The sequence below is a fragment of the Streptomyces sp. NPDC087310 genome, assembly GCF_044744405.1.
Lineage (GTDB): Bacteria > Actinomycetota > Actinomycetes > Streptomycetales > Streptomycetaceae > Streptomyces.
In genome coordinates this window covers 287941-300637 of sequence record NZ_JBIUYF010000010.1, presented here as the reverse complement: position 1 = coordinate 300637, position 12697 = coordinate 287941, and the positions used below count along the sequence as shown (strand labels likewise).

At 72.3% G+C, this 12697-nt stretch carries 11 protein-coding genes; 4 read left to right on the top strand and 7 right to left on the bottom strand.

The window, feature by feature from the left end; all coding sequences use genetic code 11:
* Positions 1-259 precede the first annotated feature (259 nt).
* Positions 260-1021, top strand: a complete 762-nt coding sequence (locus tag ACIO3P_RS34440; RefSeq protein WP_401851007.1) for a response regulator transcription factor — start codon at positions 260-262, stop codon at positions 1019-1021.
* A gap of 189 nt (positions 1022-1210) precedes the next feature.
* A complete protein-coding gene (locus tag ACIO3P_RS34435) occupies positions 1211-1726 on the top strand; it encodes a hypothetical protein (RefSeq protein WP_329829585.1) in 516 nt (171 codons plus the stop codon).
* Between the two features lie 141 nt (positions 1727-1867).
* On the opposite strand, the gene ACIO3P_RS34430 is transcribed toward ACIO3P_RS34435, so the two are convergent.
* The 5 genes from ACIO3P_RS34430 to ACIO3P_RS34410 all read right to left on the bottom strand — a co-directional run bounded on the left by ACIO3P_RS34430 (position 1868) and on the right by ACIO3P_RS34410 (position 8792).
* Positions 1868-3190, bottom strand: a complete 1323-nt coding sequence (locus tag ACIO3P_RS34430; RefSeq protein ID WP_401851009.1) for an NAD(P)/FAD-dependent oxidoreductase — start codon at positions 3188-3190, stop codon at positions 1868-1870.
* Complete coding sequence (locus tag ACIO3P_RS34425; protein WP_401851011.1) at positions 3187-4800, bottom strand: NAD(P)/FAD-dependent oxidoreductase; 1614 nt, start codon at positions 4798-4800, stop codon at positions 3187-3189. Before ACIO3P_RS34425 ends, ACIO3P_RS34430 begins: the two co-directional genes overlap by 4 nt.
* The gene (locus ACIO3P_RS34420; protein WP_401791183.1) at positions 4797-6239 is read right to left on the bottom strand and encodes an FGGY family carbohydrate kinase; all 1443 of its coding nucleotides are present in this window, start codon (positions 6237-6239) and stop codon (positions 4797-4799) included. The genes ACIO3P_RS34425 and ACIO3P_RS34420 overlap by 4 nt, the downstream gene beginning before the upstream one ends.
* Complete coding sequence (locus ACIO3P_RS34415; protein ID WP_401851012.1) at positions 6236-7921, bottom strand: amino acid permease; 1686 nt, start codon at positions 7919-7921, stop codon at positions 6236-6238. Before ACIO3P_RS34415 ends, ACIO3P_RS34420 begins: the two co-directional genes overlap by 4 nt.
* Before the next feature lie 106 nt (positions 7922-8027).
* A complete protein-coding gene (locus ACIO3P_RS34410) occupies positions 8028-8792 on the bottom strand; it encodes a DeoR/GlpR family DNA-binding transcription regulator (RefSeq protein WP_329829581.1) in 765 nt (254 codons plus the stop codon).
* Between the two features lie 360 nt (positions 8793-9152).
* Here ACIO3P_RS34410 and ACIO3P_RS34405 point away from each other — a divergent pair, with 360 nt between their 5' ends.
* Complete coding sequence (locus ACIO3P_RS34405) at positions 9153-10010, top strand: hypothetical protein (RefSeq protein ID WP_329829580.1); 858 nt, start codon at positions 9153-9155, stop codon at positions 10008-10010.
* A gap of 70 nt (positions 10011-10080) precedes the next feature.
* Here ACIO3P_RS34405 and ACIO3P_RS34400 read toward each other — a convergent pair whose 3' ends face one another.
* Positions 10081-10437 carry a thioredoxin domain-containing protein gene (locus ACIO3P_RS34400; RefSeq protein WP_329829579.1) on the bottom strand — a complete coding sequence of 119 codons (357 nt, stop codon included), beginning with the start codon at positions 10435-10437 and terminating at the stop codon, positions 10081-10083.
* Complete coding sequence (locus tag ACIO3P_RS34395) at positions 10434-10853, bottom strand: MerR family transcriptional regulator (protein WP_329829578.1); 420 nt, start codon at positions 10851-10853, stop codon at positions 10434-10436. The genes ACIO3P_RS34400 and ACIO3P_RS34395 overlap by 4 nt, the downstream gene beginning before the upstream one ends.
* 234 nt (positions 10854-11087) lie before the next feature.
* On the opposite strand from ACIO3P_RS34395, the gene ACIO3P_RS34390 reads away from it, so the two are divergent.
* Entirely contained in the window at positions 11088-12551 is a 1464-nt protein-coding gene (locus tag ACIO3P_RS34390; RefSeq protein ID WP_401851016.1) for a glycoside hydrolase family 16 protein, read from the top strand.
* The last annotated feature ends 146 nt before the right edge of the window (positions 12552-12697 follow it).

The window sequence follows — 12697 nt, the reverse complement described above, 5'->3', positions numbered from 1 at the left end:
AATGATTCCTCGGTTGACAATTCAGCCCCTGTCCGATACGCTGATTCTTGATGTACTGAGCTCCCGTTCTCCGCCAACTAATCGGCGCGAGACATGGAAACAATCAATATACCCAGACCCGCACCCCGGCCGTCAATTCGGTACCGGGGCATTTTTGTGCGGAATTCCGCGCCCTCCCGGCTCCCCCGCGCGCCGCTTCCCAGCCCGCTCCTACGTCGGGCCCAGCCCGCACACAGACTCGCGGGCGAGGCTGGGGCGCATGCACACCACCGCCCGGATCCTGGTCGTGGACGACGAACGCGCGGTGCGCGACACCCTGGAGCGGGCGCTGACGTCCGAGGGGTACGCCGTCGGCACCGCGGCGAACGGCCTGGAAGCGCTCCGGGCCGCCCAGGAGCTGCCGTACGACCTGATCCTCCTCGATGTCGCCATGCCGGGCCTCGACGGGCTGGCCGCCGCGCGCCGTATCCGCGCGAGCGGCGACACCGTCCCCATCATGATGATCACCGCGCGGGGCTCCGTCGGCGACCGTATCGTCGGGCTCGACAACGGCGCCGACGACTATCTGACGAAGCCGTTCGCACCGGAGGAACTGCTCGCGCGGGTCAGGGCGCTGCTGCGGCGGCGCGCGTACGACACGTACGACATGTGCGGCACGTACGGCAGCGGCGGGGAGGCGAGCGCCGCCGGGCCCACCGCCGCCGAGCGGCTCCTGTACGAGGACCTCACCCTCGACGCGCGCGTCCGGCACGCCACCCGCGCCGGACGCCGGCTGGACCTCACCAGGACCGAGTACGCGCTGCTGAAGCTCTTCGTCTCCCACCCGCGCCAGGTGCTCCCCCGGCCGGCCATCCTGCGCGCCGTGTGGGGGCTCGGCTTCGAGCCCGCCTCCAACACGCTCGACGTGTACGTGATGTACCTGCGCCGCAAGACGGAGGCGGGCGGCCTGCCCCGGCTGCTGCACACGGTGCGCGGCGTGGGGTACGTCCTGCGGGCGGGGACGCCGGCGACCCGGCGCTGACCGGTCGGTGCCGGTCCGGCGGAAGCGCCGGTCCAGCGGGAGCGCCGGCCCTGCTGGAGCGCCTGACCGACGGCCGACGCCGCATGCTGTTACATCTCCCGGAGCGGATGATTCCGCGCGTTTCCACGCCGATTCCCCGCGCTTCCCACCCAGCTCCCCCCGTTCTCACCCCTACGAGAGGCGGCCCCCTTGTCCAGCGTCTCCGTCCCTCGCCCTCCCCGGCGCCGCGCAGAGCCCCTGCAACGGCTGCTGTTCGGCGGGGTGTACGGGACCGTGCTCGCCAGCGTGCTGGTGGCGGCCCTGGATCACGACAGCGGGCGGCCGGATCCCGGGTACGACGCGGTGTGGGTGCTGCTGGCGGCCCTCGCCTCGGCGGCGGCGCACGGTTACGCGCACGCCATCGCGCACCGTACGGCCGGGGAGACCACGGTCACCACCAGCACCGTACGGTCGGTGCTGACCGAATGGCCGCTGGTGGCCGCCGTGGTGCCGACCGTGGCCGTGCTGCTCGGCGCGTACGGGGGATGGTGGAGCGAGGACGCCGCGATCGATGTCGCGCTGCTCATCAACACGGTCGCCCTGTTCGGGTGGGGGCTGTGGGCGGCGCGGGCCGCGGGACGGGGGTGGGCCTCGTCCTGCCGGGCCGGCGGGGTGGACATGCTGCTCGGGTTCTTCATCGTGGGCGCGAACGTACTGAGCAAGTAGCCGCCACGCGCCGCGCGGGGAGGCACTTGGGGAGGCACTTCAGGAAGGTGATCTCGCACCGGCTCGGGCACCGGCTCGGGAATTCTCCCGCTGGCGGCTGTGGAGCCGTGAGCGAATTTCAGGGAAATCCGGGAACCGAATTCACAGTCCGATCCGTACGGGCCCGTTCTTCGGGTCGATACCGCGCAGCACATTCCACGGCACGCGGAACACCCGTCCCGGCGCCGCCGGCCACGGCACCATCCGCCGGTTGAGGACCCGGGAGCCCTGACGGACCGTCACCCGGGGCGCGCGGACCAGCCGGTCCGTCCAGAGCAGCAGGCGTCCGCGCGGCGGCGCCGGGTCGCCGACCCGCAGCAGCCCGGGCGCCACCCAGCGGAACGGCTCGTCGGCGACGATCGGCACGGTGACGGCCGCCGGGACGAGCCCGTCCAGCCAGAGCCGTACCTGCCGCGCGACATGGCGCCCGTCCAGCGCGGCGATGTCGGCCGTGTCGACCGGGTGCAGCAGGTTCCCGGCGGCGAACACCCCGGAGCGGCTGGTCCGCAGCGCGGTGTCCACCAGCGGTCCCTTCGTCCCCGGGTCGATGTCGAGCCCTGCGGAGCGCGCGAGTTCGTGGTCGGGGATCCAGTCGCCGGTGAGGACGAGGGTGTCGCACTCGACGGTGCGGCGCCGGCCCGTGGCGATCTCCTCGATCTCGACGGCCCGCAGCCTGCCGTGTCCGATGATCCGGATCACCCGGGTGCCGGTCGCCACCGGGACCCCCATCAGCGCCCGCCCCGGCAGGTGGAACGCGGCGTACGAGTCGGGCGTCGGGTGGGCGGTGGTCATCAGCTCCGTACGGCATCCCGCCTCGCGCAGGGTGAGTACGGCGGACCAGCTCACCAGTTCCGCGCCGACGACGACGGCGCGCCGTCCGACCTCGCGGTGGTGCAGGTGGACGAGGTTCTGGAGCTGCCCGGTCGTGTACACGCCGGCGGGCCGGTCGCCGGGGATGAGCCGCGCGGGGCGGGGCCGCTCCCGGGCGCCGGTGGCCAGGACGACGGCGCGGGCGTCGACCCGTACCCGCCCCTGGGGCGTGGTCACGTCGAGCGAACGGTCCCCCGCCCAGCCGGTGACGGTGGCCTCGGTACGGATCGTCGCCCCGGCCAGATGGGCCCGGCCGACGAGGGTACGGGCGTACGCGGGGCCGGTGACACACCGCTTGAGGTCGCGGACGCCGTAACCGGTGTGGTCGCTGTGGCGGGGGATGCCGCCGGCCGACGGTTCGCGGTCCAGGACGAGGACGCCGCCCCGGAGGTGCGGGGCGAGGTCGGCGGCGGCGGTGAGGCCGGCCGGGCCCGCGCCGACGATCACGACGTCGGGGGTGAGCACGTCGGGGGCGGCGGCGGGCGAGGCCGCGAGGGAGGCCGTGAGCGCGCCGGTGCCGGTCCCTGTGCCGGTGCCGGGAAGGGGCGTGGTCATGTGGATGCCTCCTGGTCCTGCGCCGACTCGTTCTTCGCCGACTGGTCCTGCGCCGGTTCGTTCTTCGCCGGTCCGTCCGTCGCCAACTGTCCCTGCGCGCACTCGTCCTGCGCCGAGTGGGCCGGTGGCCGCGGCCCCGACGCGTGCCGCGTGCCGCATCCCGCGCCCGGCGCCGCGGTGCCGTGCTCGGCGAGCAGGGCTTCCGTCCGTGCCCCGCAGTAGAAGCCCTGGCAGCGGCCGTTCATCACGCGGGTGCGGCGGCGCAGCCCGTCGAGTCCGGCGGGCGGCAGCGGGGAGCGGAAGGCGTCCCTGATCTCGCCCTCGGTGACCCGCTCGCAGAAGCAGACGACGCGTCCGTAGGCGCCGTCCTCGGCGATGAGCGCGGCGTCCTGGTACGGCCGGGTGAACGCCTCGCCCAGGTTGGGCATCGCGGGCGGCTCCGGCAGGTCGGCGCGCGGCTCCAGGGCCGGGCCGGCCCCGGCGAGGACGTCCCGTACGTACTCCGCGATGGCGAGCGAGGCCGTGAGGCCGGTGGAGCGGATCCCGCCGACCAGCAGGTAGCGCCGGTCGTGGTCGGGCTCGATCAGGTAGTCGCCGTGGTCGATGGCGGCGCGCAGCCCCGCGTACGAGGCGGTCACCTCCTCCTCCAGGAGCGTGGGCATCAGCCGGGCGCCCTTGTCGAGGAGGAAGGCGAAGCCGGACTCGGAGGTGCCGGTGTCGGTGCGGTCGGTCAGGTCCTCGGCGGTGGGGCCGAGCATGACGTTGCCGTAGATGGTGGGGCTGATCAGTACGCCCTTGCCGGCCTTGCTGGGCACCGGCAGCACGATGCGGTCCGCGAGCGGCCTGGCCAGCTTGTCGTAGACGAGGAGTTCGCCGCGGCGCGGGGTGACGGTGAACCGCCGGTGGCCGAAGAGGGCGTCCAGGACGTCGGCGCCCAGACCGGCCGCGTTGACCACCCAGCGGGCGGTGACAGGGCCGCGGGAGGTGAGCAGGGTGGTCGTGGGACCCGTACCGCCGTCGGTGCCGTGGGCGTCGTCGGCGGCGTTCCGCCGTACCGACTCCACCCGGTGGCCGAGGAGCACGCGCGCGCCGCGCGCCTGGGCGTCGGTGGCCAGCGCCAGGGTGGTGGTCCACGTACAGATGATCGACTCGTCGGGGACGGTGAGGCCGCCGAGCGCGCCGGGGCCGAGCGCCGGGACCTGGCGGTAGACCTCCTCGGCGGTGACGGGCTCGCAGTGCTCGTACCCGTTGGCGACGGCCTTCTCGCGCAGCCCGGGGAGGGCGTCCAGCTCCTCCCGCGTCCAGGCGACGAGGAGCGCCCCGGTGCGTTCGACGGGGATGCCGGTGGCTTCGGCGTACGCGGACAGCAGGGTGTAGCCGCGCCGGACCAGCCGGGATTCGAGGGTGCCCGGCTTGGCGTCGAACCCGGTGTGCAGGATGGCGGTGTTGGCCTTGCTGGTGCCGTCGCCGACGTCGTCGCGGGCGTCGAGCAGCGCCACGGAGAGCGCGTGGCCCGCCAGTTCGCGGGCGATGGCGGAGCCCACGACGCCGGCGCCGATGACGGCGACGTCGTAGGGGGCCGCGGCCGGTGGGCTGTTGTCGTCGGTCATACGGTTCCTCCTGCGGCCGGCGGCACAGTCGCGTCCACCGCCGCCAGCCAGCGGGCGCGGAACTCCTGTGCCCGGTCCTCGGACCAGCGGGGTTCGTAGGTGGTGCCGGGTGTCCACTCCGGTACCGCCTGTTCGAGGGTCAGACCGGGCTCGACCGCCAGTCGTGCCATCGCCGCCGCGCCGAGCGCCGTGGCGTGCGGCGACGAGTAGACGTCGACGGGCATCCGGGCGAGGTCGGCCTGTGCCTGCATCAGTGTCCCGCACCGGGTGAGGCCGCCGTCCGCGCGCAGCCGGGTCAGCGGGGCGCCCAGGTCGGCGGCGACCAGCCCGGCCACCTCAGCGACCTGGGCGGCGATGCCCTGGAGCACGGCGGTGACGAGGTGTTCCCGCCGGGTCGAGAGTGTCATACCGGTGAGCGACGCGGTGGCGTCGGGGCGCCACCAGGGCGCGGCGAGCCCGGCGAGGGCCGGTACGCACAGGACGCCCCCGGCGTCGCTCGCCGCCACCTGGTCGAGATCGGCGGCGGTCTCGACGAAGCCCAGGTCCTGGAGCCAGCGCACCGCGGAGGCGGCGGTGTAGACCTGCCCGTCCACGCAGTACGGGGTCTCGCCGCGGGCCCGCCACGCCACGGACGAGGTGAGGCCGGAGGCGGAGCGGAGCGCGGTGTCGCCGGTGTGGGCGAGGAGGAAGGCGCCGGTGCCGTACGTGCACTTGGCGGTGGCGGGGGTGAGGCAGCCCTCCGCGAAGAGGGCGGCCTGCTGGTCGACGATCAGCCCGGCGAGCGGCAGCCGCTGCCCGCCGAACGCGTCCGTCGTCCCGACGATCTCGTCGCAGGCGACGATACGGGGCAGCTCCTCCCCGTCGAGCCCGAACAGCGCGGTGAGCTCCGGGTCCCAGTCGACGGCGTCGATGCCCAGCAGCAGCGAGCGGCTGGCGGTCGACGCGTCGGTGACGAAGGCCCCGGTGAGCTGGTGCACCAGCCAGGTGTCGGTGGTGGTGACCACGCCGTCCCTGGTCAGGTTCGCGCGCAGCCAGGCCATCTTGGGGGCGGAGAAGTACGGGTCGAGGACCAGCCCCGTGCGCTCGGCCACCCACTCCCTGGCGTCGGCGCGGTCCGTGCAGAGCTGCTCCGACCTGCGGTCCTGCCAGACGACGGCCGGGGAGAGGGGCCGGCCGGTGCGCCGGTCCCAGGCGAGGACCGTCTCGCCCTGGTTGGCGAGGGCGACGGCCCGCAGGGGGCGGCCCCCGGCCTGGTCGACGGCCTGGCGGCCGGCTTCCAGGACGGAGGCCAGAAGCTGCTCGGGGTCCTGCTCCACGCCGCCACCGGGCAGATGGACGGGGGTGACGGGCACCTCGGCGACGGCGACGACACCGTCCGCCGGGTCGACGACGAGGGCCTTGGTCCCCGACGTCCCCTGATCGATGGCGAGCACGGTCACAGCGAGTCGGCCTCCGTGGCGCGCTTCGCGTCGCCCTCGGCGGGCAGTTCGTCGCCGATCAGCCCCTCGCCGTCCAGGCTGGGCTGCTGCACCAGCTTCTCGCGGCGGGTGAACCAGACGGAGGCGAAGAGCAGACCGCCGACCACCAGGGTGGCCAGGGCGTACTGCTGGGCGCCGCGGAAGTCGGACGGGATCATGAAGATGCAGAGTTCCAGCACGAGCCAGAGCACCGCGCCCGCCACGACGGGCTTCTCCCACTTGCCGAGCTGGAAGTCGTCCGGGCCGGGGGTGTACTTGCGGCGGGTGAAGATGAAGAGGGTGACCGTTCCCGCGTACAGGATGGCGGGCATCAGCGTGCCGGCGCCGAGGAGCTGCGGCAGCGCGTCGGCGTTGCCGGAGAAGACCGCGACGATGGCGATGGACGCGAGGGCGACGGTCAGGGTGGCCCAGGTCGGGCCGCCGGTGGGGCGCGGCACCTGGCTGAGCGTCTCGGAGAACGGCAGGCGTCCGTCACGGGCCATGGAGTGCACGAGGCGGCTGTTGCTCACCATGATGACCAGGCCGCAGGCGAAGATGGCGATGCAGACGACGACCAGCATGGCGGTGGCGACGGCGCTGCCGACGGTCGACTCGATGATGGAGGCGACGGGCGCCGAGTCGGCGGTGAGCGCGGCGACGTCGTCGCCGACGCCCGCGGTGATCACGATGAGGAAGAGCATGCCGATGCCGCCGCTGAGCAGGATGGCGCGGACCATGGCCTGCGGGACGACCTTCTTCGGGTTGTGCGTCTCCTCGGCGAGGTTGGCCGCGGACTCCCAGCCGACGAGGGTGAAGGCACCGAGCAGCGCGGAGAGCATGAACGGGCCGAGGAAGCCGTAGTACCCGTCCGCCGGGATCGTGCCGTACGAGCCGAGGTTGCTCCAGTCGCCCTTGCCGAAGAAGAGGACGGCGCCCGCGATCAGCACGGTCAGGCCGACCATGGCGATCACCTCGGCGCCCACCGCCAGGTTGTTGACCTTGGTGGTGATGGGCGTCGACCAGATGATCAGCGACATCTGGAGGAGCAGGACGATGACGGTGCCGATGGCGCCGCCGGTCGCGGTGTACGTGATGTCGAGCAGCGGGAAGAGCGCGACCTGCGTCAGCCCGTAGTCGACGGCGACGACGACGATCGCGAGGAACGCGAACGACACCCAGCCGAACCACCAGCCCAGCACGGGCGAGGCGAGGCGGCTGGCCCACTGGTAGCTGTAGCCGGAGATCGGGATACGGCTGGCGAGCATCCCGTACACGAGGGCGACGAGGACCGTGCCGAGGGTGACCAGCGGCCAGGTCCAGATACCGGCGGGGCCCGCCGAGCCCAGCACCGTGCCGTAGGTGGTGAAGAGGCCGGTGGTGATGGAGATGAAGGAGAAGGCGACGGCGAACGACTCGAAGCGGCTGAGCGTACGGGCGAACTGCGGCTTGTAGCCGGTGGCATGGCCGTCAGCGGCGGACGCGGCGGCGACCGCGGCGGCGGTGGCCGGGTCGGCGGTACCGGTGCCCGTGGCCGGGGTGACCGGGGTGGCCGCAGGGGCTGCCGACGCAACCGACGCGGCGCCGTTTCCGTCTGTTCTTGTGGGTGTGCCGGGGGCGAGAGGGGAAACCGCCGCATTTTCCGCTGGTGTGGAAGACTGGGACACGATCGACTCCTTTACGTTGATAGGTGGGGATTTCGGTCATGGTCAGGTGACGTAGCCGCGTCACCTGACCGCTTTTCTTCACGTACGCGCGCTTCCGCGTTCCGCCCTAGGCGACGACGACCACACCACCGGAGCGCTCCATGCCCGCTTCCAGCGTCGGGGAGGGGCGGGCGTCGGTGATCAGCCCGTCGACGTCCTCCAGACCGCAGACGCGGTACGGCGCCACCCGGCCGAACTTGCTGGAGTCCGCGAGGATGTACGAGCGGACGGTGTTGGCGAGCATCACCCGCCGGGTGGCCACCTCGTCGAGGTGGAAGTCGGTCAGCCCGGCCGAGGCGTCCACCCCGCCGGAGCCCAGGAACGCCACATCGGCGCGGATGTCCGCGAAGAACGCCAGCGCCTGCGCGTTGGAACAGGCCAGATCGCCCGCGCGCAACCGGCCGCCGCTGACCAGGACTTCGACATGCGGGCGCCCGGCCAGTTCGGCGGCGACCAGCAGCGAGCAGGTGGCGACGATGCCGCGGTGGTCGGAGGGCAGCGCGCGGGCGACCTCCACCGCCGTCGTACCGATGTCGATCACCACGGTCTGGCCGGGGCGCACCAGCGCCGCCGCGGCGGCCCCGATGGCCACCTTGGCCTGCCGCTCCATCCCGGACCGCTCGTCGAACGGCGCTTCCTCGCCGAACCCGCCCGCGGTATTGGTCGCCCCGCCGTGCACCCGCACCAGCAGGCCCCGGCGTTCGAGGGTGACCAGGTCCCGGCGGACCGTCTCCTGGGAGACGTCCAGCATGCGGGAGAAGTCCTCCGTGGAGACGATCCGCTGCGCGCGAAGCGCCTCACAGATACGGCGATGTCGTTCAGCGGGCAGCACGGCGAATGCCCGTTCCTGTGGATTCCTGACCGTTCACGAGGAAGAGTGTGGAGGGTGCCGTCGACACGCGTCAAGGCTCGTACACCCCAACTGCGGCCTCGTAACCATGAATTAATCTCGGTGCGATCGCAGCACCCCGGCGCGGGGGAGGGAAGCGTCCTTTCGGGCAGATCGGTTGCCCTCGGGGAGGTACGGGCGACCGTTCCCCCGGGCGCCACCCGTCGGTAAGGGTGTGGCGGGATGAGAGCGCCGAGGCACACCCGCGAAGAAGTACAGGGCGACGGAAGGCACGGAGGGCGTGCACCTGGCCGGCCTCCCGCCCGCGCCCTGTCCCCGGAACCGCTGTCCGGCCCGCGGACGGTGCCGTCCGATCCGGCCACGCTGTCCTACGTCCAGTCCACCGCCGGCAACGCCGTCGCGGTACAGATGCTGCGCGGCGACGGACGGAACTCCACCGAGGAGCCGGCCGTCCAGCGCGTACCCACGGACACGGCGGCGGCGTCCACTCAGGCTCCTGCTCCTGAGCCGCGCTCGGTGTTCCACTTCGATTCGGACTCCGAGACGGAATCGGAGACGGAGGCCCCGGCGAAGCCCGCCGCGGACGCCCCGACCCCCGAGCAGGAAGCCCGACTGCCGTACCACAAGAGCCTGCGGGCGCTGCGGACGGTGATCAGGAAGGGCATGATCGCGCCGGAGGCACAGGACAAGAAGTGGACCGTCAAGGCGAAGATCGACCCCGGGGCGCCCTGGACGAGCAGCGAGTTCCGCGACGAGGGCGAGGTGGGCCACGTCTGGCTCGAAATCACCTCCCCGCTCGGTGACTCGACGGAGTTCGGGTTCTATCCGCAGACGCCCTCCCCGCTCCTCAGCGTTCCCGGGGAGATCATCTGCCCCGACGGGCACGGCGGCGACAAGGAGCAGAAGACCGCGAGCGTCGGGCTCGAACAGGTGCTGCACGGCTACCAGGCGGCGTTCGCCAGGAAGGACGCCAAGTACAACCTCACCCTGTACAACTGCGCCAGCTTCGCCTCCGACGTCTGGGAGGCCATGACCGGCAGGCCGCTGCCGAAGGGCCTGATCATCTCCAACCCGGCGTCCGCCTCGGACTCGATCAAATCCGAACGCGAGCTGCGCAAGGCGTACGGCGACAAGCAGAACGACGACACAGAAGACCTGATCGAGATGCTGACCTCCGGGCACATCCCGCCGGCCATGTGAGACCGGCGGGCCGACCACCGGCCCGGCGGTCGGCCCCGCCGACTCCGGCTCCCGTCAGCTCCGGCTCCCGTCAGACCTGGTGGGCGGTCGCCGGGAGTACGTCCTCCAACTCCCGCAGCAGCGTGCGCTTCGCGCGGGCGCCGACCATCGATTTCACCGGCTCACCCGCCTGGAACACCATCAGCGTCGGCATCGCCAGGACGCCGTACCGCGCTGTGGTCGCCGGATTGGTGTCCACATCGAGCTGGACGATCCTGATCCGGCCGCGCTCCTCCTCGGCCACGGCGGCCAGGACCGGCGCGATCTGGCGGCACGGCGGGCACCAGTCGGCGGTGAACTCCACCAGGACCGGCAGGCTCCCCTCCGCCAGGACCTTCTCGTCGAAGTCCGCGTCGGTCACGGAGTCGACGCCCTTGATCTCGATCATCTCTCATCCCTTCGTTCGTCCACGGGTACGGCCGTCATCGCGCACAGCGGATCCGTCTCCGCCCGGAACGCCTCGGCGCGCGCGAGCTGTTCGCCCACCTGGGCCCGTACGGAGACGAGCTGGTCGATCAGACCGTCCAGCTCGGTCAGCTTGCGCCGGTACACGTCGAGCGAGGCGGGGCAGGAGTCCCCGGCCGGATGCCCGGCGCGCAGGCACTCGACGAACGGCCGCGTCTCCTCCAGGTCGAACCCGAAGTCCTGGAGGGTCCTGATCTGCCGGAGGAGGCGCAGATCGCTCTCGTCGTACGCGCGGTAGCCGTTCACCGCACGCCGCGCGGGCAGCAGCCCGCGCGATTCGTAGTACCGCAGGGCCCGGGTGGTGGTCCCGGCCCGCCTCGCCAGCTCACCGATGCGCATGACACCGACCGTAATCCTTGACGCCGACGTCAAGGCAAAGCCCGGGACGGGAAAGGGAGAGGGACGGGGAGAAGGAGAGGGCGAGCACGGGGGCGGGGACGGGGGCGGTCCGATCCATTGACGACCGGCCGGGGCGCCGCTACAAGACGTACTGACAGCACTGAGAGCGCTCTCATCCCTCGTGGCGACCTCGCCTGCACCATCCCCGCGCACCATCCGTACCGGAGGTGTTCCTTGAGCACGAGCCACGTAAGACGCACGCCCCGCACGCCCGTCCTCGCCGCGCTCATCGCCCTGGTCGTCGCCCTGGCGGGCTTCGTCGGCGTCACCGGCGCGGGCACCGCCCAGGGCGCCATCCCGCCCGCGCCCGGCTGGACGCTCCAATGGAGCGACGACTTCAACGGCGCGGCCGGAGCCTCGCCCTCCGCCGCGAACTGGCAGATCGACACCGGTCACGGCTACCCCGGCGGGCCCGGCAACTGGGGCACCGGCGAGATCCAGAACTACACCGCGAACGCGAACAACCTCAGCCTCGACGGCAACGGCAACCTCCGGATCACCCCGCTGAGGGACGGCGCGGGCAACTGGACCTCGGCCCGGATCGAGACCCAGCGCGCCGACTTCAAGGCTCCGGCGGGCGGCACGCTCCGCATGGAGGGCCGTATCCAGATGCCGAACGTGACGGGCAGCGCCGCGCTCGGCTACTGGCCCGCGTTCTGGGCGCTCGGCTCCCCGTACCGGGGCAACTACTGGAACTGGCCGGCCACCGGCGAGTTCGACATCATGGAGAACGTCAACGGCCTCAACTCGGTCTGGGGCGTGCTGCATTGCGGCGTGAACCCGGGCGGCCCCTGCAACGAGACGACCGGCCTCGGCGCCAGCAGGGCCTGCCCCGGGTCGAGTTGCCAGTCCGCCTTCCACACCTACCGCTTCGAGTGGGACCGCACGGCCACCCCGAACCAACTGCGCTGGTACGTGGACGACCAGCTCTTCCACTCCGTCAGCCAGAACCAGATGGACGCCACGACCTGGTCCAACATGACCGACCACGCCGGGTACTTCATCCTGCTCAACGTCGCGATCGGCGGCGCGTTCCCCGACGCGCTCGGCGGCCAGACCCCGACCGCCGCCACCGTCCCCGGCCACCCGATGCTCGTCGACTACGTGGCCGTCTGGACCAGCGGCGGCAGCACGCCGCCCACCGACCCGCCCACCGATCCGCCGACCGGCTCCTCCACGCTGTACGCGCGGGCGGGCGGCGGCCTCGGCGACTCCACCGGCTCCGCCGCGACGGCGACGATCGCCTCGGCGGGCGGCGTCAACCACGACGGCACGGTGAACAGCCCGCAGGTCTTCACCTCCGGCGCCATCACCCGGACGTACAACGGCGGCGCCACGCAGTTCGACCTCTCCGTGGACGCGGGCACGACGGTCGGCAACGGCCAGCAGGTGCGGGTGAGTTACGACCGTACGGGCGACGGCACCTGGGACCGTACGGAGACGTACCAGTACTTCGCGACCGACCCCGTCGCCGGGTACGAGCACTACACGCAGGCGAGGGGGCTGAAGTCGGCCACCGGATCCCACGGAAACCTGGTCAACGGCAAGGTCCGTATCGAGGTCTGGAACGCCATCGGCAACGGCGCGAGCACGCTCGGCATCGGCAACCAGTCGGTGGTACGGATCCCGTTCGGCTGAGACAGCGGACAGGCAGGCCGCGCGTCAGCGGACGCCGCTGAGAGCAGAACGACCTCGGCACCGCCGGCCCGCACCCCGGCGACCGGTACGGCGCAGCTCGCGGCGACGGCGTCGACCAGGCTCACCCCGTCGCCCGACGTGAAGAC

What these genes read in the sequence shown, in the direction of transcription:
- ACIO3P_RS34440 (WP_401851007.1), top strand. Translation starts at nt 260, where the DNA reads ATGCACACCACCGCCCGGATCCTGGTCGTGGACGACGAACGCGCGGTG.
- ACIO3P_RS34430 (WP_401851009.1), bottom strand. Translation starts at nt 3,190, where the DNA reads ATGACCACGCCCCTTCCCGGCACCGGCACAGGGACCGGCACCGGCGCG.
- ACIO3P_RS34425 (WP_401851011.1), bottom strand. Translation starts at nt 4,800, where the DNA reads ATGACCGACGACAACAGCCCACCGGCCGCGGCCCCCTACGACGTCGCC.
- ACIO3P_RS34400 (WP_329829579.1), bottom strand. Translation starts at nt 10,437, where the DNA reads ATGATCGAGATCAAGGGCGTCGACTCCGTGACCGACGCGGACTTCGAC.
- ACIO3P_RS34395 (WP_329829578.1), bottom strand. Translation starts at nt 10,853, where the DNA reads ATGCGCATCGGTGAGCTGGCGAGGCGGGCCGGGACCACCACCCGGGCC.